We start from the raw sequence: 23,056 nt of genomic DNA, 5'->3' as shown, positions 1-23,056 counted from the left end.
GTGCACGTCGGGCCCGGTCAAGGCCCGCGACCACCGGTCCCGCCTATCGCCCGCCGCGCTCCCGCTTCCGTCGCAGCGACCAGCGGAGCAGGATGCCGCCGACCACGATGAACAGACCGCCGGCGACGTAGCCCAGCACGCGCTGCTCCGGATGCAGGGTGCCGTAGACGATCGCGACGACCCCGGTGATCACGAGGTAGAGGTACTGGTCGCGCATGATCGACGAGGCCAGGCCCTCGTCCCGGTCGTCCGCCATGCCGACAGCTTGGCAGGGTGCGGCGGTCGGGCACATCTCCGGGCCGGCGGACGGGCATGCTCACGATGCACGAGCGACCCCGTCACGGCCGACGACCACCGGCCCTCTGCGGGATCCGGTGGCCGTCGTCGAGCGCGTGGCGGATCAGCGCTTCTTCAGCGCACCCGTCGACCAGAGCGCCAGCCCGATGAGCACCGGCTGGAAGAACAGGCGGCGGAACCGCTTGGCGTCGGTGTCGAGGCCGAACGCGTCGCGCTTGTGGACGTACTGCGCGATGTTGCCCGGGAAGATCGCCGTGAAGAACGCGGCGGCCGCCCAGCCCGCGAGGCCGCGGCGCGAGCGCGCGAACAGCAGGGCCGAGCCGAGTGTGATCTCAGCCACACCGGATCCGATGACGGTCACGTCCTCGGGCACCGGCAGCGACTTCGGGACCTGCGCGCGGAACTCCTCGCGCGCGACCGTGAGGTGCGATACCCCGGCGAACGCGAGGAACGATCCGAGCACGACGCGGGCGGCCGTGCGCGGGAAGGACGTGCGGGCGAGGCCGGCCATCAGTCGTCCGAGACCGTGACGACGACCTCGATGTTGCCGCGGGTCGCGTTCGAGTACGGGCAGACCTGGTGCGCCTGGTCGGCGAGCTCCTGCGCGAGGTCGTGCTCGACCCCGGGGATGACGACCTCGAGGTGCACGGCCAGCTGGTAGCCGCCCTGGCCGTTGGATCCGATGCTCACGCGGCTGCCCACGCTCGAGTCGGCGATCTTCACCTTGCGCGCGCGGGCGACGCCCTGCAGCGCGGAGTGGAAGCACGCGGCGTAGCCGGCGGCGAAGAGCTGCTCGGGGTTCGCGCCCTCGCCGGATCCGCCCATGGCCTTGGGGATGGAGAGGTCGAGCGCGAGGTCGCTGTCGCTGACGGCCACGCGGCCGTCGCGGCCGGCTCCCGTGGCGAGGGCCTCCGCGGTGTAGAGGGCGTCCATGTCGGTTCCTTCCGTTCGTGGCCGCTCGTGGCGGCCGTGGGTGGGGATGGGGGTGGTGCGGATCAGGGGGTGCGGGTGCGCGCCGACGCCTCGGCCGGCCGGGTCGCGGGCTGCGCGAGCGCCTCGGCCGTGGCGTCCTGCATCCCCGCGGTCAGCAGGTGCAGGGTGGCGAGCAGCTGGCGCGCGCGGTCGAGGTCGAGGCCCATGCCGCGGATGATCGCCGCGGGCACGTGCGCGAGCTCGGCCCGCACGGTGCGGCCGCGCGCGGCGAGCGACACCGTGACCACGCGCTGGTCGGCGGAGATCCGGCGGCGGGTGATGAAGCCGGCCTCCTCCATCCGCGCGAGCAGCGGCGAGAGCGTGCCCGAGTCGAGGTCGAGCTGCTGCCCGAGCTCGGTGACCGTGCGGTCGTCGCCCGACCACAGCAGCACCAGCACGAGGTACTGCGGGTAGGTGAGCCCCCATGGCGCGAGGAGCGCGCGGTACGCCTGCGTCGTGGAGCGCGAGGCCGTGTAGAGGGAGAAGCAGACGAGCTCGTCGGCGATGCGCGCGGGCGGCGCGGTCTCGTCGGCGGGGGCGCAGGGCTCGCGATCGGTCATGACTCGACCCTGCCACGGAACTAGGTTGTGCGCAATCCAATTCGGGTGATGCCCAGCGGACGAGCGCCGCCGCGTACCCTGGACCGACATGATCACGAGACGAGAGGCCGCGCTGCGGCTGGGCATCCCGCTGGAGATGGCCACGCGCCACGGCATCCCGGGGCGCGTCCCGGAGTCCGCGATCGCCGCGATGGACCAGGATCCGCCCGCCTGGCTCGCGCAGTCCCGCGCGAACGCGACCGGCAAGCGGCCCGTCTGGGTGCAGCTCACGTGCGAGGTCTGCGGCTTCACCGAGGCCGTGCGCCCGAAGAAGTGGTGGCCGGAGTTCTCCTACCTCTCCTGCGAGCGCCACTCCCCCGACGAGCTCCCCGAGCCCGCGCTGGGCCTCGCCCGCCGCGAGGTCGACGGGATCGGCAGCCGGTTCGTGGGCGTGGTGGACGAGCGGCCGTAGCGGACGACGCGCATCCCCGCCCGTTCCCGTGGGATCCACGCCGCGTTCTCCCGCGGAGGCGGGGCCGGATGCGACCCTGGGGCATGGTGAGGTGGATCCGGATCTCCGTCGTCGGTCTCGTGGTGGTCGCCCTGGTCGGCAGCGCGTTGGTCGTCCTCGGGTGGACGATCGACGAGAGGCACTTCGCTCGCCCGGATGCGGGCTTCGACCGGTTGACGACGCGCATGGACGCGCTGGCCGGGGTGGACGTCCGCCACGCCGAGCGCTGGGTCGAGGCGCCGACGTTCTCCGACCCCTCGTCGTGGATCGAGCTCGAGGTCGACGCGGCCCACCTGCCCGAGGCGCTGGCCGCCGTCTGCGCGGCCGAGCACCCGGATGCCGTGGCGTTGACGCTCCTGGTCGATGCCGGCGCGAGCACGACCGTCACCGTCCACGACGAGGTCCCCGAGGCGGGCGACGCGAGCGGACCCCGCTGCTTCGATCCCGGGTTCGACGTCGTGGGCCTCGCCGACGCCGCGGGCCGCCTCGTCCCGGGCATCGACCTGCAGCCGACCCTGTGGGAGGACGGCAGGTTCGCGCTCGCGTCGCTCGAGTACGACCTCGGGGACATAACCGACATGCTGCCGCTCGTCGCGCACGCCGACGAGCTGCGCGATGCGGCCGGGCTCGCCCCCGGCCAGCCCGTGCAGATCGACTCGATGACCGTCGGGGTGACGGTCTGGCCGGACGAGCACGAGCGCTGGCCGGCCCTGCTGGACGAGCTCGTCACCGAGCACGGCGTCACGAGCGTCTACGCCGATGACGGCAGCACGCAGACGGACGGCGTCGCGAAGGTGCAGGTCTCCGCGCCCGAGGAGGCGCACGCGGCCGTCGAGGCCAGGATCCGGGCATCGGCCCTGGCGATCGCCGAGTACCCGGTCCGCTTCCTCCCGCTCGACGGGTCGGAGATCAGCGACGAGTAGCGCGCGCGGCCGACTGCGGGCGGCGGGCGGCGGGCGGATCAGGCCGCGATGGACGCCGCGTGCGCGTGCGCCGCCCCGCCCTCGCGCAGCGCCGGGCAGTGCTCGGGCGTCGGATGGAGACAGATGTCGATGACGCGGGTGAGCTCCTCGCGGGCGCGCTCGAGCTCGGCGATGGCCGCGGTGATCCGGTCGCGCTCGGAGCGGAGCAGCGCGAGCGACTCGGGCGCGGCGACGCCCGAGTCGACGCTAGGGAGCAGCTGGCGGATCGTGCGGCTCGGGAGTCCCGCGGCGAACAGCTGCTGGATCAGCTGCACGCGCTCGACCGCCGCCTCCGGGTACACGCGCTGGCCGCTCGTGGTGCGCTCGGCCGGCAGCAGGCCCTGCTCCTCGTAGTAGCGGAGCGCCCGCGTGCTCACGCCCGCTCGCCCCGCCACGTCGCCGATCCGCAGCATGTCGCCCTCTTCCTCATGGTGGTGGTGGTGATGCCGTCGATCCGCCGGGCGGACTTGCCCTTCACGTCGACGTCAACTCCTAGCGTAGGCCGCGCCGCACTCCGCGAACGACGCGGGCGGCAGGAGGAAGAGCACGCATGGACATCCAGGATCAGGTCGCCCTCGTCACCGGCGCCAACCGCGGCATCGGCCGCACCTTCGTCGAGGAGCTGCTCGCGCGCGGCGCCCGCAAGGTCTACGCGACCGCGCGCCGCCCCGAGGCGATCGACATCCCCGGCGTCGAGGTGCTGCGCCTCGACCTCGCCGACCCGGCGTCCGTGGACGCCGCCGCCGCGGCCGCGTCGGACGTGACCCTCGTCGTCAACAACGCGGGCATCTCGACGGGCGCCACGCTCGTCACGGGCGACATGGCGGAGATCCGCCGCGAGATGGACACCCACTTCTACGGGACGCTCGGCGTGATCCGCGCGTTCGCGCCCGTGCTCGCGGCCAACGGCGGGGGCGCGATCGTCAACATCCTGTCAGCGCTGTCATGGTTCTCGACCCGCGCGAACGGCGGCTACGCGGCGGCGAAGGCGGCCGAGTGGAACATGACCAACGCCGTGCGGCTGGAGCTCGCCGGCCAGGGCACGTTCGTGCAGGGCGTGCACCTGGGTGCGGCGGACACCGACATCATGGCCGGCTACGACGGGCCGATGATCGACCCGCGCGACGTGCCGCGGGCGTCGCTCGACGGCCTGGTCACCGGATCCGTCGAGGTCGTCGTCGACGACTGGAGCCGCATGGTGAAGGACTCGCTGGCCGGCGATCCCGCGCCGTTCTACGAGAAGATGCGCGCGATCCTCGGCTGATCGACGGGCGGGCGCCGGGCTGACGGGCGGGCTCGGCGTCAGAGGGACTCGAGCACGTCGAGCGCCCGCCGCACCCCCTGCTCCCGCCGCATGAGCGCGCCCACCTCGGCCGCGCGCTCGCGGCGGGACAGGGCGTCACCCATCGCGGTCACGAGCGCGTCGACCGACAGGCGGCGCAGCGGGATCGGCGCGGCGGCCACCCCCTGCCGGTGCAGCTGGGCGGCCCAGAAGGGCTGGTCGGCGGTGACCGGCACGACGACCGCGGGCACGCCCGCCCGGGCGACGGCGTGGGAGGTCCCGGCCCCGCCGTGGTGCACGGCGAGCGCGGCGCCCGACAGAACCTGATCGAACGGCGCCGCCCGCACCGCCAGCACGTCGGATCCGCGGCAGTCCGTCGGCAGCGTGAGCCCGCCCCACCCCGTGACGAGCAGCACCCGCAGGCCGTGGGCGCGGGCGGCCGTGACGATCGCCCGCCCCCGCGCCGCCGCATCCCCCCTGGTCATGGATCCGAACGAGGCGACGATGCACGGTCCGCGGCCGAGGAAGTCGCCGACGACCGGGTCGGTCGACGCCGTCGGCGCCGCCTCGTACCAGGCCCCCGTCTGGTGGATCCGCTCCGGCCAGTCGTCCGGCCGCGGCAGCAGCTGCGGGCTCACGGCCATGAGCGTCGCGCGCGACGACGAGCGCGGGCCCGCACGCCCGCTCGTCGGCAGCTCGAATGCCGCGCGCGCCACGTCGCCGTCGAAGAGGCGCGCGGCGGCACGCGGCACGGCGTAGGTGGACCGGTTGCGCGGGCCGAGGTCGCGCGTGGCCGTGGGTCCGCCGGCGGCGGGGAAGCGGTCGCTCGGGGTGGCCACCGGCGCGAACTCCACCAGCACGCGGGGCACGCCGAGCGCGTCCGCCACCATCGGCGCGCTGAGGATCAGGGGGTGGTGCACCACCACGTCGGGGCCGAAGGCGACCGTCTCCCGCACCGCGGCGGCGAGCATCCGCCGGATCGCCGGCCGCACCTCCGCGCGCACGTGGCGCGCGAGAGCCCATGGTGTGCGACCGCCGGGCGACATGACCCGCTGCGCGTCCAGGCCGAGCGGCACGGTGTCCACGCCCTCGGGCGCGACCGAGTCGTCGGGCAGGGCCAGCCGGACCTCGTGACCGCGCGATGCCGCGTGTCGCGCCAGGGCCACGAAGGGCTCCACGTCACCGCGGGAGCCGGCGGTGAGCAGCATGATGCGCATCCACCCAGTCTGGGCCCGACGCCGTCAGGCCGGCGTAAGCGCGAGCGGCGTACGCTCGTGCCCGTGACCGACGGCAGCGAGCGGATGTCGCGCATCGCACCGTCGGGGATCGGCGTGGCTGTGCGCCGCCTCGTGCTCATCTCGCGCCCGGTGCTGTGGATCAACACCATCGGATCCGGTCTCGTCGCCGTGTGGCTGACCGGCGCGCTGTTCGACATGCGGGCCCTGCCGATCATCCTGTGGCTGACGCTGCCGTTCAACCTGCTGATCTACGGCGTCAACGACATCTACGACCAGGACACGGACGCGGCCAACCCCCGCAAGGGCTCCATCGAGGGCGCGAGGATCCGCCAGTCCGAGGTGCGGCTCATCGCGTGGGCCGTCGCCGCCGTCAACGTCCCGTTCCTCGTCTGCTTCCTCCTCGTGCTGCCGCCGCTCGCGAACGCGGCGATCCTGCTCTACGCGGGCGTGTTCGTCTTCTACTCCGCGCCCCCGCTGCGCTTCAAGGCGCGGCCCTTCCTCGACTCGCTGAGCAACGCGGCCTACGCGCTGCCGCTGGTGATCGTGCCGGCGGCCCTCGAGGTCGCGCCGGTCTGGCCCGCCGCCCTCGGGCTGATGGCCTGGAGCGTGGCCAAGCACGCCTTCGACGCGGTGCAGGACATCGTGGAGGACCGCGAGGCGGGCATCACGACCACCGCGGTGCGGCTCGGTCCGCGCGGGACGGCTATGTGGAGCGGGGCCTGGTGGATCCTCTCGGCGGCGCTGTTCGCGGTGGTGAGCGTGCCCGTGGCGGCCGTCGACCTGCTCATCGCCGGGATCCTCGTGGTGGGCCTCCTGCGCGACCCGACGCCGCAGACCGGGCACCGCCTGTACCGCCTGTCGGTCGCCTTCCCGTACATCGCGGGGACGTTCGCCGGGGTGCTGCTCATGGTCTCGATCGTGCTGGGAGGCACCCCGTGAGCCGCGTCGTCGTGGTCGGCGGCGGGATCGGCGGGCTCACCGCCTCCGCGCTGCTCGCGCACGCGGGCCATCGCGTCACCCTGCTCGAGGCCTCCCCCGAGCTCGGCGGCAAGAGCAGGCGGATCCGGCTGGGTGACGACCGCATCGACACCGGGCCGTCGCTGGTGACGTTCCCGGCGGTCTGGGACGAGCTGCTGCGGCGACTCGGCGACGGCGGGCGCGCGCCCGAGCGGACCCGCGACGACGGCCGGCTCGACCTGGTGCGGATGCCCGAGGTCGGCCGCTACTACTTCGATGGGGAGGAGACCTCGCTGCCGGTGGCGCCCGATCACCCCTGGTACCCCGCCTGGAAGCGGTTCTCCGACCTGCACGCGCCCCTCGCCGACGACGTGACCGAGCTGCTGCTCGCCGATCCCCTCGACCGGTCCGCCCTGCCGGCGCTGCGCCGGCTGCTGGACGTCTACGGCACGCGCCTCACCACGCGCGCCTACCTCGACGGCCTGCCGTGGCTGCCCGACGGGCTGCGCGAGATCATCGCGATCCACACCCTCAACGCGGGCGTCTCGCCCGCGCGCACCCCGGCCCTCTACGCGAGCATGCCGGCGATCATGGCGGAGACCGGCGCCTGGGTGCCGCGCGGCGGCGTGTACGAGATCGTGCTCGCGCTCGGTCGGCTGGCCGAGGCAGCCGGGGTCGACGTGCGCACTGGCGAGGCCGTCACCCGGATCGAGCGCGGCTCGGTCACCACCGCCGTCGGGCGCCACCCCGCCGACCTCGTCGTCAGCGCCCTGGACGCCGACCGGCTGGCCGCGCTGATGGGCCCGTCGCGGATCCCGACGCTCCCCCGCCTGCGCCCCCGCACCCTCTCCTGCTCGGCCGTCGCGCTCTACGGCGTGCTGCGGGAGGAGCTGCCCGCGGGGATCGCGACGCACAGCGTGGTGCTGCCGACGAAGCCGGCCGCGCTGCACCGCAGCCTCGAGGCGGGCGACGAGCCGGCGGACACCATGGTGTTCGTCAACCAGTACCGCGCGGGCGAGGTGTACCCGAACCCGCGCAGCACCGTCGGGATCCTGCTCACCGCGCCCGCCGACGGCGGTCGCTACACGGCCGAGCACCCCTTCGTGCGGCGCGAGGTCGACCGCGTCTCCGCGGCGATGGGGCTCGACGGGCCGCTCACCGACCTCCTCGACGAGCAGACGGTGCTCGATCCGCGCTACTACGGCGAGGGCGGCGAGCCGCACGGCGCGCTCTACGGCGCAGCGCGTCCGCCGTGGCTGAGCGGGCCGTTCCACCGCCCCTCGTACAACGACCCCTGGCGGCCCTGGCTGTGGCGGGTCGGCGCGTCGGTGCACCCCGGCGGCGGGATCCCGGCGGTGGTGGGCGGCGCGATGATCGCGGTGACCCGGCTGCTCAACTCGAACCCGGCCTGACGCGGGGGCCCGACGCTGCGCCTAGCCCGCCGTGACGCCTAGCCCGCCGTGACGCGCACGGATCCGCCCTCGAGCACGAACTCGAGCGCCGTGCCCTCGGGGAACTCGTCGCGGAGCTCGGCCGGCATGTCGCCCGTGACTGTGAGGACGCCGCGGGCCGGGAACGAGCCGGCCGCGCATCCGCCGACCGGGTTCGTGCCGCGGGCGAACTGCGGGGCGACGACCGTGACGCACGCGGCGTCGTCCTCGGGGTTCTCGAGGCCGATCACGGTGAGGCCGTGGAACTCGCCGACTCCCGTCGCGACGTCCTGGTACCAGTCGTCCCAGCGGCCGGGGACGGGACGGTCGGGATCCAGCGCGATGGTCCCGACGTCGCGGCCCGTCATCGTCGCGAGGCCCGAGGTGAGCGCGACGGTCGCGCCGACCGCGACGAGCACGGATGCGGCCCAGAGGATCGCGGTGCGACGGCGGGACGCGGGCGCGCGGGATGCGGGGGCGTCGCGCTCGTCGGCGTCGCGCTCGTCGGCGTCGCGCTCGTCGAGGACGGGATCCGCGGGAGCAGGACCCGCGGGGTGGGCCGTGGACGGAGCGACGGGCGAGGCCGCGCCCTCCGAGTGCGAGCGCGACGCCGACGCTGCGCCGCCCTGCCGCCCCTCGAGCTCCCGCAGTCGGTCGAGATCGGCGTCGTCGAGATCGGGGGCTGGTCCGTAGGCACGACGGCGGAGCTCCCGGAGCTCGTCGCGCTGCACCTCGTCCATGCGCCGATCCTGCCACCGTGCGGCGCCCGCGTCCCGGGCACCGCAGCGCCCCTGTCCGCCGGCCGCACGCGCGCCTACGCTCGCCCCATGCTCACCGAGACGGATCTGCGGCTCCCCGACGGCCGCGCGCTGCACTGCTACGACACGGGCCCCGGCGACGGTGCCGACCTCGTGGTCGTCTACCACCACGGAACCCCGAACGTCGGGCCGCCGCCCGCGCCGCTGGTCGAGGCACCGGCGGGCCGCGGCATCCGGTGGATCTCGTACGACCGACCGGGGTACGGCGGATCCACCCGGCACCCGGGCCGCGCGGTCGCCGACGCGGCAGCCGACGACGCGGCCGTCGCGGACGCGCTCGGCGTCGACCGGTTCGCCGTGCTCGGTCACTCGAGCGGCGCGGTGCTCGCGCTGGCCGCCGCGGCCGCGCTCCCGGGGCGCGTGCTCGGCGCCCTCTGCGGGGCCGCGCTCGCGCCGATCCGCGCCGAGGGCCTCGACTGGTTCGCGGGCATGCACGCGGGCGGCGAGCGCGAGCTGCGCGCCGCGGTGGCCGGGCGTGAGGCGCTCGAGCAGGAGCTGGCCGCGTCCGAGTTCGACCCGGCGAAGTTCACCGACGGCGACCTCCGCGCGCTGGAGACCGACTGGGCGTGGTTGGACGGGGTCGCATCGCACGGGTTCGACGCGGGGATCGGCGGCATGGTCGACGACGACCTCGCGCTCGTCGCCGACTGGGGCGTCGACCTGGCGGCCGTCCGCACCCCGGTGATCCTCCTGCACGGCGACGCCGACCGGATCGCACCGGTCGCCCACGCGCGCTGGCTCGCCGACCGCGTGCCGAGCGCGCAGCTCGTGATCCGCCCCGACGACGGCCACATCTCGGTGCTGCACGGCGCGGCGGACGCGCTCACCCGGCTACGGGAGCGCATCGCCGCCGCATAAAAAGAGGTACGCACCCGCGGAAACGGCTCTCGCCGACCCGGACGGATCCGGATCGGCGAGAGGTGGAGCGGGAGGAGCCGCGCGGGTCAGTGCCCGCGCGACACCCGCCGCGGCAGGGCGAACACGAGCGCGAAGGCGACGACCGCGAAGATCGCGCTGACGCCCATGGCCGAGGCCGACGCGTCGGTGAACGCCTGCGGCAGGTCCTGGGGTCCACGGATCCCGGCCCCGGCGACGCCCGCGAACAGCACGCTGCCGATGACCGCGATGCCGACCGCCGAGCCGACGCGCTGCACGGTGCCGATGACGCCGGACGCGGCACCCGCCTCCGCCGGATCCACGGTCGCGACGATGAACTGCGCGTTCGGGGCGATGAAGAGGCCGTTGCCGATGCCCGCGAGCAGCAGCGGGACGAGGAGCATCCAGCTGGTCAGGTCCGCGGCCGCCGTGTTCAGCAGCACGAGCCACAGCCAGATCAGGCCGACGCTCACGAGCGCGGTGCCGATCACGAGCACGGTGCGGCCGAGGCGGTTCGTGAGGCGGTTGCTCTGCGACGAGCCGACGATGCTGCCGATCGCGAAAGGGATCGAGACGAGGCCGGACTCGAGCGCGGAGTTGCCGAGGCCCGACTGCCACAGGATCGAGATGGTGAAGAAGATGCTCGTGAAGGCCGCGAAGTAGACCATCGCGAGGATCACGCCGCCCGTGAACGCCGGGTGCGAGAACAGGTGCGGCGGCACGAGCACGCCCTTCGAGCGCTTCGTCTGCATGACCTCCCACGCGCCGAACAACGCGAGGAGCACGACGCCGCCCGCGAGCGAGAGGTAGGTCCAGAGCGGCCAGCCCTGGTCCTGGCCGTCGATGAGCGGCACGAGGAGGGCCACGAGGCCGGCGCTCACGAGGAGGATGCCGACGAGGTCGACGCCCGAGGCGGCGGGGGCCGCGGGCTTCGCCTGCGCGCCACCGCCCTGCGCACCCGGGCGCTGGCCGGACTGCGCGCGCACGTCGCCCGCGACCTCCTCGGCCACCTTCCGGCTCGGGAGCAGGAAGATCGCGGCGATGACGGTCGCGAGGCCCACGGGCAGGTTGACGAAGAAGACCAGGCGCCAGCCCGACTCCTCCCCAGCGGCCTGGATGATGAGGCCTCCCACGATCGGGCCGAGCGCGGACGAGACGCCGATGACGGCGCCCATGATGGCGAACGCCTTGCCGCGCGCCTGCGGCGGGAACAGCAGCTGGATGAAGGCGGTCACCGCGGGCACGAACAGGCCGCCGGCGAGCCCCTGCACCACGCGTGCGATCACGAGCTGGAGGTCGTCCTGAGCCACACCGCACGCGAGGCTGGCGAGCGTGAAGAGCGCGATGCCGGTCACGAACACCCACTTGTGCCCGTAGCGGTCGCCGAGGCGGCCGGCGGGGATGAGCGCGAGGCCGAACGCGAGCGCGTAGCCGGAGATGATCCAGCTCAGCGTCGACTCGGAGGCGTCGAGGCTCGTGCGGATGGTCGGCAGCGCCACGTTCACGATGGTCGTGTCCAGCAGCGCGATGAACATGCCCGCGAGCAGCACGATGAGCGCCTGCCAGGCGCGGCGGGAGACGACGGGGGCGGCGGGCCGGCCTGCGTCGCCGGGCGCGCCGGCGCTGCCGGGCGCCGGGCGGGCGGATGCGGTGGTGTCGGACATGGGGTCCTTTCGTGCCGACGCGAGCGTCGGCGGTGGTGCGAGCGGATCCGGCAGGCGAGCGCGCGAGCGCGGACGACGAGGGCGCGGGACGGGAGGTCGAGCGCACCTCGTGCGGCGGGCGGGCGGCGCACGGAGGAGGATCCGCGGCGGTGCGGGAGAGACGGCCGGGCGGATGCGCCCGTCGCGCCAGTCTGGCACCGGTTGACCCGTGCGGCCTATCTCGATGTCCGGCCACAGGCTCCCGTCATCGGCGGGCGTTCCGTCATCCGGCGGATGCGCTGCGCCGGGCGGCGTCGATACCTTGGGCGGATGAGCGCCGCATCCGCCCCCGACAGCGTCGACCGCTTCTGGGTGCGCCCGCGTCCCGACCGCGCGGGGCTGCGCTTCGACGTGATCCTCGCGCTCGTGATGCTCGTGCTCACCACGTTCAGCGTCATGCAGTACTACGCGCTCGGCATGTACCCGTCGCGGCCCGCCATGTGGGTCATCGTCGCCTGGATCGTGCTCATGACGCTCCCGCTGGCACTCCGCCGCGTGCAGCCCGAAGCCGTGACGCTGGTGATCGCCACGGTCTTCATCGTCGGCGCCTACCAGTTCGTGCCGGAGGTGCTGTTCTCCAACATCGCCATGTTCATCGCCATGTACTCGCTGGGCGCGTGGGGGCGGAGCCGCCTACGGGCGAACATCACGCGCGGGATCGTCGTCGTCGGCATGTTCGCGTGGCTGTTCAGCGCGCTGCTGCAGACCTCGGGCTTCTACTCGATCAACGCCTCCGTCTTCAAGAACGCCCCGGCGGACTCGTGGATCCCCGCGCCGGTCGCGTCCGGCCTCATCACGATCATCACGAACCTCCTCTACTTCGGCGGCGCCTGGTACTTCGGCGACCGCGCGTGGGCGTCGGCGCGCGACCGCTGCGCCCTCGAGACGCGCACGGCCGAGCTCGCGACCGAGCGCGAACGCGTGGCCGAGCAGGCGGTCACGCTCGAGCGGGTGCGCATCGCGCGCGAGCTGCACGACGTCGTCGCGCACCACGTCTCGGTCATGGGCGTGCACGCGGGCGCGGCCCGGCGGGTCCTCGCCCGCGACGCCGACAAGGCCGCGGCGTCGCTCGGCATCGTGGAGGACAACGCCCGCAGCGCCATCGAGGAGCTGCACCGCATGCTCGTCGCGTTGCGGCAGGACGAGGAAGGCGCAGGGTCCGCCGGCCACGACGCCGCCGAGGACCCCACCCGCACCGCGTCCACCCGCGGCGTCGAGCAGCTGCACGAGCTCGTGGCCGATGCGTGCGGCGCGGGCCTCGCGGTCGCCTACGACGTCATCGGAACCCCGCGTCCGCTGACTCCCACGGTCGACCTCATCGTCTACCGGGTCGCGCAGGAGTCGCTCACGAACGTGCGGAAGCACGCGGGCACGGGTGCGCGCGTCGACCTCCGGCTGCGCTACCTCGCCGACCGCGTCGAGGTGGAGGTGAGCGACGGCGGGCCCGCGGGCGCGGCGGCGTCGGCGGCCTCGGGTCCCGTGCGGAACGGGCCGGGCGGCCTCGGCCAGCGCGGCATGCGGGAGCGCGTGGCGGCGGTGGGCGGATCCATCGAGATCGGCCCGAAGGCCCGCGGCGGCTACCTCGTGCGGGCCTCGGTGCCCACGGGGCGCGCGCCGGTCGTCCCGCCCGTGCCGCTGCCCGAGCCGCTCGACGCGTCGATCCCCGCCCCGACCCCCGAGGAGACCCGCGCATGAGCGCCGAGCCGACCGACCCGACCGCACCCGCCGCACCCGCATCCATCCGCGTCCTGCTCGTCGACGACCAGGCGCTCGTGCGCGCCGGCATCCGCGTGATCCTCGAGAGCGAGGACGGCATCGAGGTGGTCGGCGAGGCCGCCGACGGCGAGGAGGGCGTGCGCCTGGCCGCCGCGCTCGCGCCCGACGTGATCTGCATGGACGTGCAGATGCCGCGCGTCGACGGGCTCGAGGCCACTCGGCGCATCGTGGCGGATCCCGCCATCGGCGCCGCCGTCCTGATGCTCACGACCTTCGACCGCGAGGACTACCTCTTCACCGCGCTCGACGCGGGCGCGAGCGGGTTCGTGCTGAAGAGCGCGTCGCCCGAGTCGCTCGTGGAGGCCGTGCACGTGATCGCGCGCGGCGACGCGCTGCTCTCGCCCGACGTCACGCGCCGGGTCATCGAGCGCTTCGGGCGCGGATCCGCCGACGCCGCCTCCACCGCGCCGATCCCCACGATCCCGACCGACCCGCGCGTGCTGACGCTCACCGACCGCGAGCTCGAGGTGCTGCGCCTCCTCGCCGAGGGGCTGGCGAACGCCGAGATCGCCGAGCGCCTCTACCTCGGCGAGGCCACCGTGAAGACGCACGTCTCGCGCCTGCTGCTCAAGCTCGGCGTGCGCGACCGCGTGCAGGCCGTGGTGTTCGCGTACGAGCGCGGGATCGTGGTGCCGGGCGCGAGCTGATGCTGTAAGGGCGGTCAAAGAAAGTCCGATACACGTCGGCTAGATGCACATGTGCACATAGTCGACTTACTCGCAGTTCTACCCTTTCTACAAAGAGCCGCGGACAGATAAATCAGAAAGTCGCGCACCTCTTTCCCTCTTAATAGACGCAGGCGGTTATTACTCAGCCTCCCGGACCGGCTAATCGGCAAATCCTGCAGTAGAAGTAACGAACCAGTTGCGCCCTCAACAAGTTCCAGAATATCCGCCGCTCATTGCAGCGATTGAGGAGTAACGTTGTCAGGTTTCTCGAGAGACCACGCCCGCCAACACCCGAAGGTTCGACCCAGGGATTAACGAACGGCCCGAAAGCGCCGTGACGGGAGACCAATCTTGGGGTACACTACGATCACCGCGCGTGGCTAGGAGGGCGACAATGGGACGTCAAACCGCCATAGCGGCCGACCTTCCAAGTATCTTCTCGTCGACACTACTACGCGAGCTGGTGCGAACTCGTAAATCAGTAAGGCTCGTTCGCATTCTTGAACAGTCCGCTTTTCTAGAGCAACTAGACCCTCGCTCGACGTTGGGTGACGTGTATGACTCAGCTTTTGCATACTTGAAGATCCTGGGGCGAAGAGACGAATACATCTATCGATCAGCGATCAGCCAGAAACTGGTGATGGGTCGCCATTCCTTAAGGACCGCAACCCTACTTAATGAGGTACGCGTAGCGTCAAGCAAGGTGGATATGGTCGTACTCAATGGAACGTCAACCGCCTACGAGTTAAAATCTGAACGTGATACCCTGAGTCGACTAGCTGGACAGCTTGCAGATTATTCGCGCGTGTATGCGAGTACGTACGTAGTCACCAGCCCGGCACAGGCTCCAGAAGTACTTGCAACCACCGCAGAGAACGTGGGCGTCTTAATTCTTACCCCGCACTTCACCCTTGCGACCGAGCGGGCAGCCGTAAATGATACGTCGCGACTCGACCCTGCATTGATGCTCGACACAATGCGCCTCAGGGAAGCACTTGAACTGATTGCGCGCCTAGGACTCGAAATACCGAATGTTCCTAATACGCAAATGCGATCGACACTCCAACGCCTGGTCAAGCAGTTCGATCCGCATTCAGTTCACGCGGCGATGCTCGGCACCCTGAAGTCATCGCGCTCTCAATCAGCGCTGCAAGCCACTTTGAATGAGATTCCGCGGTCTCTCCACGCAGCAGTTCTGAAGATGTCCTTCAATCGGGAGGCGCTGGGCAATATGCGCGACGCGATGGCGACGCCGCTTCAACACGCAGTACATTGGAGATAAAACAATGTATCATCCATATTTCAGAGGCAAACAGTTTGAATTACTCGCCCTGCGCGAATCGGCTTCTGTTTTAGCGGAATCACAGTTCATTCCTATCATTGAACCGGTCCGTTCTACTTTAACAGGCCTTCAGCGCGCATTAGAGGCGGTTACCAATGCCGGCGGGCGAGCAATTGTTATTGTGAACCCGCGCCATGGAGACCACCGCGTGGACGGCTCGATTATCACTGAGTTTCTAAATAATGAGTATCGGGGCAATGATGCCATCATTGCAGGCGCCCTTCTAAGGAGTGACCACACGGCCTCAGACGCAATCTCACTTCTAGAGGCTCACCGAGGGCATTCGGAAGCCGTCATACACGCGGGTTTTCTTGACGCCGCACCAATTGCCCACCGACTTCAAGATGACCTTACCAACGTCAGTAACATTTTCATTGAAGACCAGGCCAGCATGCTCTATCGACGGCATTTTCCTCGCCCGCCACGCATTTTAGTTCGCGATGGATTCGAGCAGAAGAAGAACGCAGATTATGCACCTGTTGAGTTCTTTTCGGACCTTCATGCCACGTATGGCGATTTGGGCATGCAGGGTTACGGCGACTTTCTGACGGTTGGCGATCGATTTAGCGAGGGTGGAGGACCGGCATACGCCGTGGCCATACACCTTACCTTTATTAATAGCCGTCAGGACAATGCAATGTTTGTGTATCACTTTATATCCGATACCAACGACACCCCCACAGACCCCGCGGGTAAGTTTGCTCAAGCACTTTCCAAACTTATTTTTGCGCTAGACTCCGGTCAGTCCCAACTCCTCGAGACCACTGCGGTAACCGAATTGCGACGCCTGCACAGGGAGGAGCACTTCCCCGGTCTGGGATATATAAAGAAATTGTCGATTAACCATCATATAGAGACACTTTCCCACTATCATCACAGCACGTATGCCTGAACGCCGATGCTGCCCAACGTGCTTTGGAGATGCAGGCCTTAGAGATAATATCTTTCCGGACCTCGATCGTAACGTTGGTACATGTTCGTTCTGTGGCGAAATTTCGTCTCAACTCGTCGAGCCGGAACAGCTCCGGGAGTACTTTGAGACGCTTGTGGAGATATACGACGTAAGTGAAGATGGTCAGTTTTTGCCGACCCTACTTCGGCAGGATTGGGGCCTCTTCTCGCACACGCGAATGGATGACCCACGGGTCAAAGAACTGCTTGCCGAAATACTTAATGACGGCGACATTGTCCGCCGCACATTCATACCCTCGCCTGCCTACCAAACACAGTCACTGACCCTGTGGGACGACCTGCGCGACGAAATGATGCACAACAATCGGTGGTTTTTGGATCATAAAATCGACTTCGACCGCTTAGGCGAACTTCTCGACCTCTTAATCACGGACCCGAGGTCGCTCGGCCGCGATTGGTTTAGGGCCCGACTTAATACCGAAGACACGCCATTCCCACCTGACAAGATGGGGGCCCCACCTCGGCGCCTGGCGGCCCACGGACGCGCTAACCCCGCCGGCATACCTTATCTCTACATTGGCTCGACGCCCGAGACGGCGGTTGCCGAAATCCGGCCACATACAGGGGAGCACGCATCGGTGGCTCTATTTTCAATAGATGCGGAACGAGTAGTCGATCTTCGGAACCCAAGAGAACGTGTATCGCCATTCATTCTTGAAGAAGCGAATCAGATTGGGCAGCTTTTAGCAGACCTGCCCTTGCTAGAACGGCTTGGAAGCGAGTTGACCCGGCCAGTACTACCGCAAAGCGCCCCTTACGAATACATTCCAAGCCAGTACTTATGCGAATTTATCAAAGTCAGCGGATTTGATGGCGTTCTCTACCGAAGCTCCGTAAGCGCAGGTGTGAATCTTGCGCTTTTCAAGCCTGAATCAGCGCAAATTCTGGCAGTGAATTCCTACAACGTCAATCGAGTTAGCGTAAGCATTGCAGTTGACTAGGCGACCAGTCACATAGCCTCAACCCGCAGCGATTGGCTCACAGTAATTGCCCGTGATGTCCGGTCACCTGGCTAGAAGTGCCGTGATCAGAACCCCCCGCGCTGCGACATCGGCGACAGCACCAGCTCGTCGATCCGGACGTGCGGCGGCGAGGCGAGCACGAACATCGCGGCGCGGGCCACGTCGTCCGGCGTGAGCATCGCGGCGCGCTCCTCGGCGTCGGGGACGGTGGGGCGGAGCGCGAGGAAGTCGCTGTCGATGGTGCCGGGGCAGAGGTGCGTGGCGCGGATCCCGGCGCCCGCCTCCTGCGCGTTGAGGTCGCGGACGAGCGCCCCGAGCGCGGTCTTCGAGGCGCTGTATGCGACGCCCGCGCCCGGGGAGTGGGTCCAGGCCGCGTACGAGGAGACGAGCACGACCGTGCCGCCTGTCGCGCGCAGCAGCGGGAGCGCGGCGGCGACCTGGTGCGCGGGTCCGGTGAGGTTGGTCGCGACGATGCGGTCGAAGTCGGCGATCTCCTGCTCGGCCCACGAGCGCCGCGGGGCGTTGAGGCCGGCCGCGACGACGATCCCGTCGAGGCGGTCGAGATCCGCGACCACCGCGGCGAGCGCGGCGTCGTCGGTCACGTCGAGCGGGGCGACGAGCGCGGTGGATCCGAGGTCGTCCACCAGCGCGCGCGTCTCCTCGAGCGCCTCCCGGCGGCGGCCCGACAGCACGAGGCGCCAGCCGTCGCGGGCGGCGGCCACCGCGGTCGCGCGCCCGACGCCGGATCCTGCGCCGCTGATCCACAGCGTCCGCGGGCTCGCCGATCCCTCCCCAGGCGCGTCGCCGTCGTGGTCGTGGTGCTGGTCGTGCGTCCGTGCTCCGGACATGGCGGTCTCCCCTACGTTGAGGGAAACGCTATTAGGACTGTGGGGAACACGCATGCTCATCGACCTCAACGACAGGGTCGTCGTCGTCTCCGGTGCCGCCCAGGGCATCGGCCGCGCCATCGCCGAGCGCTTCCTGGAGGAGGGGTGCCGGGTCTTCGGGCTCGACCTCCGCTTCCGCGATGCGCTGCCGGAGGGGATCACCGCGATCGTCGCCGACGTCACCGACCAGGCGTCCGTGCAGGCCGCGATCGCCCAGGTGGTCGAGGCTGCCGGCCGGGTCGACGTGCTCGTGAACAACGCCGGGATCAACGTCGAGGGGTCCGTCGAGACGCTCGAGCCGGCGCGCTTCCAGGCCGCGTTCGACGTGAACGTGGGCGGGGTGTTCCTGCTCTCGCAGGCGGTCATCCCGGCCATGAAGGCGGCGGGAGGCGGGAGGATCATCAACGCGGCGTCGTTCGCGGCCGTCGTCCCGAGCGTGGGCGCGGCCGCCTACGGGGCGTCGAAGGCCGCGGTCGTGCAGTTCACGCGCGTGCTCGCGAGCGAGCTCGGGCCGTGGGGCATCACCGTCAACGCCTACGCGCCCGGCATGATCCCCACCGCCATGAACGGCTTCGCCGAGATGCCGGAGCCCGCGCAGGACCGCCTGCTCGACACCCTCAGCATCCGCCGGTGGGAGCGGCCCGACGACGTCGCCGACCTCCTCGTGTTCCTCGCGAGCGACCGCGCCGGCTACATCACGGGCACGCTCGTCGACGTCAGCGGCGGCAAGCTCGCGACGCAGATGCCGCAGCGCGCCTACGAGGGCGAGGGCGCGCCGGAGCGCGGGCCGCGGGACGGCGCGCGATGAGCGTCGCCGTCTGGGACGCCGTGCCGCTCGACACCGTCCGCGCCGAGCACGCCGAGGCGCCGCTGTGGGATGAGTCGCGCGGCACCCTGCTCTGGGCCGACCAGTACGTCGGCATCGTCCGCGAGGCCACGCTGGATCCGGTCACGCTCGCGGTCGGGCCGGTCCACGAGACGCGCGTGGGCGGCCCGGTCGGCGCGGTCGTCCGGCACGCGGACGGCGGCCACGTGCTCGCCGCGCGCGACGGCTTCGTCCGTCTCACGGCCGACGGCGAGCTGATCCCGATGGTCGACGTGCTCCCGGCCGACGGCATCCGGCGCCGCATGAACGACGGCGAGGTGGATCCGCGCGGCCGGCTCTGGGCGGGGTCCATGGCCTTCGACAAGACGCCCGGCGCGGGCGCGCTCTACCTCCTCGACCGCGGCCGCGCGACGACCGTGCTCGAGGGCGTCACCATCTCCAACGGCACCGCGTTCTCGGCCGACGGCTCCGAGATGCTGTACATCGACACGACCACGCAGCAGGTCCGGCGCTTCCGGGTCACGGACGACGACGGCAGCGGCAGGCCGGGGCTGGCGGATCCCGAGGTGGTGGTCGAGATCGACCCCGCCGACGGCCACCCCGACGGCATGTGCGTCGACGACGAGGGCTTCCTCTGGGTCGCGCTCTGGGGCGGCAGCGAGGTGCGCCGCTACTCGCCGACCGGCGAGCACGTGGGATCCGTGCGGGTCGACGCGCCGCAGGTCTCCAGTTGCGCGTTCGTCGGCCCCGGCCGCGACGTCCTCGTGATCACGACCTCGCAGGAGGGCTACTCGCCGGAGGACTCGGCCCGCCATCCGCGCGCGGGGATGCTGTTCGCGGTGCGGCCGGGCGTCACCGGTCCGGCGGCGAGCGCCTACGCGTAGGCGGTGATGGCGGCGGAGTCGACGAAGCCCGTGCCGCTGCCGACACCCGATCCGCGTCCGGCGCGACGGGCGGCACCTCCCGCGAGCGCGACCGAGGTGACGCCCACGACGACGCCGACGATCGCCGCGGTCGCGACCGCCCCGACGGACGAGTGCGCGAGCACCAGCCCCGCGACGAAGGCGAGGCACTGCACGAGCCAGAGGGCGTGGATCCAGCGGGTCCACGCACCGCGGCCGCGCCCGACGAGCGCGAGCCGGCGCCGCGCCCACACGATCGCGACGACCCGCACGATCGCGGACAGCCCCAGCAGCGCGAGTCCGGCGATCGCGAGCGGCGCGGTGCCGATGCCCGTGGCGATCAGCGCGAAGAGCACGCACCCCGCCGCGGAGGCTCCGTCGGCGACGGCCTGGACGAGGGTGGGGAAGCGCATGCCCCGACCCTAGGAGGAACCGGGCCGCGGATCACCGCCTGCCGCGCCCCCGTCCGCGGCGACCGCGCCCCCGTCCGCGCCCCATCACCGCGACGCACGACCCATCCCCCACCCGGTTCCCCCTCATGGCGGACTCCCCCGCGCACCCCCGCACCTAGCGTGAGCAGCACGGATCACCCACGCCCACCGAGGAGGCCATTCGTGCTCGAAGTCCAGAACGTCACGCGATCGTTCGGGGACCGCAAGGTCCTCGACGACGTGTCCTTCACCGTGCGGCCGGGGAGGCTGACCGGCTTCGTCGGCGGCAACGGCGCCGGCAAGACCACGACCATGCGGATCATGCTCGGCGTGCTCACCGCCGACTCCGGCACGGTCTCGCTGAACGGGAGCGACCTCGGCACCTCCAGCCGCCGCACCTTCGGCTACATGCCCGAGGAGCGCGGCCTCTACCCGAAGATGAAGCTGCAGGAGCAGATCGTCTACCTCGGCCGCCTGCACGGCATGAGCGCGGCCGACGCGACCACCAACACGGAACGACTGCTCGAGCGGCTCAGCCTCGGCGAGCGGCGGAACGACCCCATCGAGTCGCTGTCGCTCGGCAACCAGCAGCGGGCGCAGATCGCCGCGAGCCTCGTGCACGACCCCGAGGTGCTCGTGCTCGACGAGCCGTTCTCGGGCCTCGACCCGATCGCCGTCGAGACCGTGCTCGGCGTCCTCACCGAGCGGGCCGCGCAGGGCGTGCCCGTGCTCTTCTCCTCGCACCAGCTCGACATCGTGGAGCGCCTCTGCGACGACGTGGTCGTCATCGCCGAGGGCCGGATCCGCGCATCGGGCGACCGCGAGGAGCTGCGCGACCAACACAGCCGCCCCCTCACGGAGCTGCAGATCGACGGCGACGGCGGCTGGGTGCGCGACGTGCCCGGCGTCGAGGTCGTCGAGTTCGACGGCGGCTACGTGCTCTTCGAGGCCGACGAGGAGGCGCGCCAGCGCGTGCTCGCCGAGGCCGTCTCCCGCGGATCCGTCGCGGGCTTCACCCGTCGCCGCCCCACCCTCAGCGAGATCTTCCAGGAGGTCGTCCAGTGAGCACCACCAGCACCACCCGACGGGGCACGGCCCCGACGTTCGCCCAGTCCACGATGCTCGTGACGGGCCGCGAGGTGCGCATGCGCCTGCGCAGCAAGTCGTTCCTCATCAGCACGGGGATCCTGCTCGTCGGGATCCTCGCCTCCATCATCGTCAGCGGCTTCCTCACCGCGAACGGCGGCCCCGGCGGCGGCAGCGAGACGACGCGGGTGGCCGTCGTCGGCTCCGCCCAGCAGGCGGTGTCCGGCGCCGAGTCGCTCGAGGGCGTGCCGGCCGACAGCGTCGAGGACGCGCAGGCGATGGTCCGCGACGGCGACGTAGAGGCCGCGGTCGTCCCCGACACGCAGGCCGACTCCGACGGAGCCGTGCTCGTGATCGGCGACACCTCCGCCCCCGACGGCGTCGTGAGCGCCCTCACCGACACCCCGCGCGTCGAGCTCCTCGACGAGCCGACCACGAATCCCGCCATCGCCTACATCGTGGCGCTCGCGTTCGGCGTCGTGTTCTTCATCTCGGCGCTGACGTTCGGGCAGATCATCGCCCAGAGCGTCGTCGAGGAGAAGCAGACCCGCGTGGTCGAGCTGCTCATGTCGACCATCCCCGTGCGGGCGCTGCTCGCCGGCAAGGTGCTCGGCAACAGCATCCTGGCGTTCACGCAGATCGCGCTCATCGCCCTGATGTCCGGGATCGGCCTCCTCGTGACCGAGCAGACCGCGCTCCTCGCGATCGTCGGCCCGGCCGTGATCTGGTTCGTCGTGTTCTTCCTGTTCGGGTTCGTGCTGCTCGCGTCGCTCTTCGCGACGGCGGCCTCGCTCGTCTCCCGCCAGGAGGACGTGGGAGCCGTCACGGCCCCGGTCACGTACCTCGTGATGATCCCGTACTTCGCCGTCATCTTCTTCAACGACAACCCCGTGGTGATGACGGTCATGTCGTACATCCCGTTCTCCGCCCCGGTCGGGATGCCGATGCGGCTGTTCCTCGGCGAGGCCCAGTGGTGGGAGCCGCTCGTCTCGCTCGCCGTGCTCATCGCGACGACCGCGGTGGTGGTGGCCCTCGGATCGCGGATCTACAGCAACTCGCTGCTCCGCACCGGATCCCGCGTGAAGCTGCGAGAGGCGCTGAAGGGATGATCGACGCGCTGCAGGACTTCACGAACGGGCTGCCGGAGCTGCTCCGCTGGTTCGGGGTCATGGTCACCGCGATGATCCCGTTCCTCGAGGTCGAGTTCGCGGCCGTGGTCGGCGTGATCAGCGGCCAGCACGTGGCGGTCGCGGTGCTCGCGGCCGTCGTGGGCAACGTCGCGATCGTCGCGCTGATCGTGCTGGTCGCGTCGCGCACGCGCAACCGGATCACGCGCGACAGCACGAGGGAGGAGACGCCGAGGCGTGCCAAGATCCGCCGCACGTTCGACCGCTACGGCGTGCCGGGCGTCAGCCTCCTCGGCCCGCTCCTGGTGCCGACGCACTTCACATCGGCGGCGATGGTCTCCTTCGGCGCCCGCCCGCGCGCGGTGCTGATCTGGGAGACGATCGCGATCGCCGTCTGGGGCGTCGCCTTCGGGGCGCTCGCGGTGCTGGGGCTCACCGTGGTGTGATCCGGCGTCGACCCCGCGCCGCCGACCGCCCGGCCGCATCCGCTCC

At 70.9% G+C, this 23,056-nt stretch carries 26 protein-coding genes; 16 read left to right on the top strand and 10 right to left on the bottom strand.

Annotated elements, in window-relative coordinates:
- Positions 1–43: 43 nt before the first annotated feature.
- The 4 genes from KYT88_RS01940 to KYT88_RS01925 form a co-directional block, all read right to left on the bottom strand.
- Entirely contained in the window at positions 44–256 is a 213-nt protein-coding gene (locus tag KYT88_RS01940; RefSeq protein ID WP_043585589.1) for a hypothetical protein, read from the bottom strand.
- 144 nt (positions 257–400) lie between these two features.
- A complete protein-coding gene (locus tag KYT88_RS01935) occupies positions 401–808 on the bottom strand; it encodes a DoxX family protein (protein WP_043585590.1) in 408 nt (135 codons plus the stop codon).
- Positions 808–1,230: an organic hydroperoxide resistance protein gene (locus tag KYT88_RS01930; protein ID WP_011931635.1), complete on the bottom strand. Its 423-nt coding sequence runs from the start codon at positions 1,228–1,230 to the stop codon at positions 808–810. The genes KYT88_RS01935 and KYT88_RS01930 overlap by 1 nt, the downstream gene beginning before the upstream one ends.
- A gap of 62 nt (positions 1,231–1,292) precedes the next feature.
- Entirely contained in the window at positions 1,293–1,829 is a 537-nt protein-coding gene (locus KYT88_RS01925; RefSeq protein WP_051629310.1) for a MarR family winged helix-turn-helix transcriptional regulator, read from the bottom strand.
- An 88-nt stretch (positions 1,830–1,917) separates the two neighbouring features.
- On the opposite strand from KYT88_RS01925, the gene KYT88_RS01920 reads away from it, so the two are divergent.
- Together KYT88_RS01920 and KYT88_RS01915 are read left to right on the top strand one after the other, a co-directional pair.
- A complete protein-coding gene (locus KYT88_RS01920; protein ID WP_043585593.1) occupies positions 1,918–2,280 on the top strand; it encodes a hypothetical protein in 363 nt (120 codons plus the stop codon).
- Positions 2,281–2,363: 83 nt separating this feature from the next.
- The gene (locus KYT88_RS01915; protein ID WP_043585595.1) at positions 2,364–3,242 is read left to right on the top strand and encodes a hypothetical protein; all 879 of its coding nucleotides are present in this window, start codon (positions 2,364–2,366) and stop codon (positions 3,240–3,242) included.
- A gap of 38 nt (positions 3,243–3,280) precedes the next feature.
- On the opposite strand, the gene KYT88_RS01910 is transcribed toward KYT88_RS01915, so the two are convergent.
- Entirely contained in the window at positions 3,281–3,694 is a 414-nt protein-coding gene (locus KYT88_RS01910; protein ID WP_051629311.1) for a MerR family transcriptional regulator, read from the bottom strand.
- Positions 3,695–3,831: 137 nt separating this feature from the next.
- Here KYT88_RS01910 and KYT88_RS01905 point away from each other — a divergent pair, with 137 nt between their 5' ends.
- Entirely contained in the window at positions 3,832–4,545 is a 714-nt protein-coding gene (locus KYT88_RS01905) for an SDR family oxidoreductase (RefSeq protein ID WP_043585598.1), read from the top strand.
- Between the two features lie 38 nt (positions 4,546–4,583).
- Here the strand turns inward: KYT88_RS01905 and KYT88_RS01900 are convergent, their stop codons facing one another.
- Entirely contained in the window at positions 4,584–5,780 is a 1,197-nt protein-coding gene (locus KYT88_RS01900) for a glycosyltransferase (RefSeq protein ID WP_043585600.1), read from the bottom strand.
- 63 nt (positions 5,781–5,843) lie between these two features.
- On the opposite strand from KYT88_RS01900, the gene KYT88_RS01895 reads away from it, so the two are divergent.
- Together KYT88_RS01895 and KYT88_RS01890 are read left to right on the top strand one after the other, a co-directional pair.
- Entirely contained in the window at positions 5,844–6,740 is an 897-nt protein-coding gene (locus KYT88_RS01895) for a UbiA family prenyltransferase (protein WP_237583744.1), read from the top strand.
- Positions 6,737–8,170 carry a phytoene desaturase family protein gene (locus KYT88_RS01890; protein ID WP_043585602.1) on the top strand — a complete coding sequence of 478 codons (1,434 nt, stop codon included), beginning with the start codon at positions 6,737–6,739 and terminating at the stop codon, positions 8,168–8,170. Before KYT88_RS01895 ends, KYT88_RS01890 begins: the two co-directional genes overlap by 4 nt.
- Positions 8,171–8,208: 38 nt before the next feature.
- Here the strand turns inward: KYT88_RS01890 and KYT88_RS01885 are convergent, their stop codons facing one another.
- On the bottom strand, positions 8,209–8,928 hold the full coding sequence (locus KYT88_RS01885) for a hypothetical protein (protein WP_043585604.1): 720 nt from the start codon (positions 8,926–8,928) through the stop codon (positions 8,209–8,211).
- A gap of 87 nt (positions 8,929–9,015) precedes the next feature.
- Here KYT88_RS01885 and KYT88_RS01880 point away from each other — a divergent pair, with 87 nt between their 5' ends.
- Positions 9,016–9,864, top strand: coding sequence for an alpha/beta fold hydrolase (locus KYT88_RS01880; protein ID WP_237583743.1), 849 nt, complete (start codon positions 9,016–9,018; stop codon positions 9,862–9,864).
- 86 nt (positions 9,865–9,950) lie between these two features.
- On the opposite strand, the gene KYT88_RS01875 is transcribed toward KYT88_RS01880, so the two are convergent.
- Entirely contained in the window at positions 9,951–11,546 is a 1,596-nt protein-coding gene (locus KYT88_RS01875) for an MFS transporter (RefSeq protein ID WP_043585605.1), read from the bottom strand.
- Between the two features lie 309 nt (positions 11,547–11,855).
- Here KYT88_RS01875 and KYT88_RS01870 point away from each other — a divergent pair, with 309 nt between their 5' ends.
- The 5 genes from KYT88_RS01870 (at position 11,856) to KYT88_RS01850 (ending at position 17,284) form a co-directional block, all read left to right on the top strand.
- Positions 11,856–13,280: a sensor histidine kinase gene (locus KYT88_RS01870; protein ID WP_043585606.1), complete on the top strand. Its 1,425-nt coding sequence runs from the start codon at positions 11,856–11,858 to the stop codon at positions 13,278–13,280.
- On the top strand, positions 13,277–14,008 hold the full coding sequence (locus tag KYT88_RS01865) for a response regulator (protein ID WP_043585608.1): 732 nt from the start codon (positions 13,277–13,279) through the stop codon (positions 14,006–14,008). The genes KYT88_RS01870 and KYT88_RS01865 overlap by 4 nt, the downstream gene beginning before the upstream one ends.
- Positions 14,009–14,423: 415 nt before the next feature.
- A complete protein-coding gene (locus KYT88_RS01860; RefSeq protein ID WP_147362326.1) occupies positions 14,424–15,311 on the top strand; it encodes a sce7726 family protein in 888 nt (295 codons plus the stop codon).
- A gap of 4 nt (positions 15,312–15,315) precedes the next feature.
- Positions 15,316–16,263, top strand: coding sequence for a sce7725 family protein (locus KYT88_RS01855; RefSeq protein WP_081840926.1), 948 nt, complete (start codon positions 15,316–15,318; stop codon positions 16,261–16,263).
- The gene (locus KYT88_RS01850; RefSeq protein WP_081840927.1) at positions 16,256–17,284 is read left to right on the top strand and encodes an RES family NAD+ phosphorylase; all 1,029 of its coding nucleotides are present in this window, start codon (positions 16,256–16,258) and stop codon (positions 17,282–17,284) included. Before KYT88_RS01855 ends, KYT88_RS01850 begins: the two co-directional genes overlap by 8 nt.
- 86 nt (positions 17,285–17,370) lie before the next feature.
- On the opposite strand, the gene KYT88_RS01845 is transcribed toward KYT88_RS01850, so the two are convergent.
- Complete coding sequence (locus tag KYT88_RS01845; protein WP_043585610.1) at positions 17,371–18,153, bottom strand: SDR family oxidoreductase; 783 nt, start codon at positions 18,151–18,153, stop codon at positions 17,371–17,373.
- A gap of 52 nt (positions 18,154–18,205) precedes the next feature.
- Here KYT88_RS01845 and KYT88_RS01840 point away from each other — a divergent pair, with 52 nt between their 5' ends.
- Positions 18,206–19,000, top strand: coding sequence for an SDR family NAD(P)-dependent oxidoreductase (locus tag KYT88_RS01840; RefSeq protein WP_043585612.1), 795 nt, complete (start codon positions 18,206–18,208; stop codon positions 18,998–19,000).
- Complete coding sequence (locus KYT88_RS01835; RefSeq protein ID WP_043585614.1) at positions 18,997–19,902, top strand: SMP-30/gluconolactonase/LRE family protein; 906 nt, start codon at positions 18,997–18,999, stop codon at positions 19,900–19,902. Before KYT88_RS01840 ends, KYT88_RS01835 begins: the two co-directional genes overlap by 4 nt.
- On the opposite strand, the gene KYT88_RS01830 is transcribed toward KYT88_RS01835, so the two are convergent.
- Positions 19,893–20,333, bottom strand: a complete 441-nt coding sequence (locus KYT88_RS01830) for a hypothetical protein (RefSeq protein ID WP_043585615.1) — start codon at positions 20,331–20,333, stop codon at positions 19,893–19,895. The genes KYT88_RS01835 and KYT88_RS01830 overlap by 10 nt on opposite strands.
- Positions 20,334–20,534: 201 nt before the next feature.
- Between KYT88_RS01830 and KYT88_RS01825 the strand changes: the two genes are divergently transcribed.
- From KYT88_RS01825 to KYT88_RS01815, 3 genes are read left to right on the top strand one after another with little or no spacing between them, the layout of a single operon-like run.
- Positions 20,535–21,416, top strand: coding sequence for an ABC transporter ATP-binding protein (locus KYT88_RS01825; RefSeq protein WP_043585617.1), 882 nt, complete (start codon positions 20,535–20,537; stop codon positions 21,414–21,416).
- Positions 21,413–22,546, top strand: a complete 1,134-nt coding sequence (locus KYT88_RS01820) for an ABC transporter permease (protein WP_043585619.1) — start codon at positions 21,413–21,415, stop codon at positions 22,544–22,546. Before KYT88_RS01825 ends, KYT88_RS01820 begins: the two co-directional genes overlap by 4 nt.
- Positions 22,543–23,010 (top strand): hypothetical protein, encoded by a 468-nt coding sequence (locus KYT88_RS01815; protein ID WP_043585621.1) that lies wholly within the window; start codon positions 22,543–22,545, stop codon positions 23,008–23,010. The genes KYT88_RS01820 and KYT88_RS01815 overlap by 4 nt, the downstream gene beginning before the upstream one ends.
- Positions 23,011–23,056: the final 46 nt, after the last annotated feature.

The organism is Clavibacter sp. A6099 (assembly GCF_021919125.1).
Lineage (GTDB): Bacteria > Actinomycetota > Actinomycetes > Actinomycetales > Microbacteriaceae > Clavibacter > Clavibacter seminis.
The sequence above is the reverse complement of the archived record's forward strand: the minus strand, read 5'-3'. Positions and strand labels throughout refer to the sequence as shown.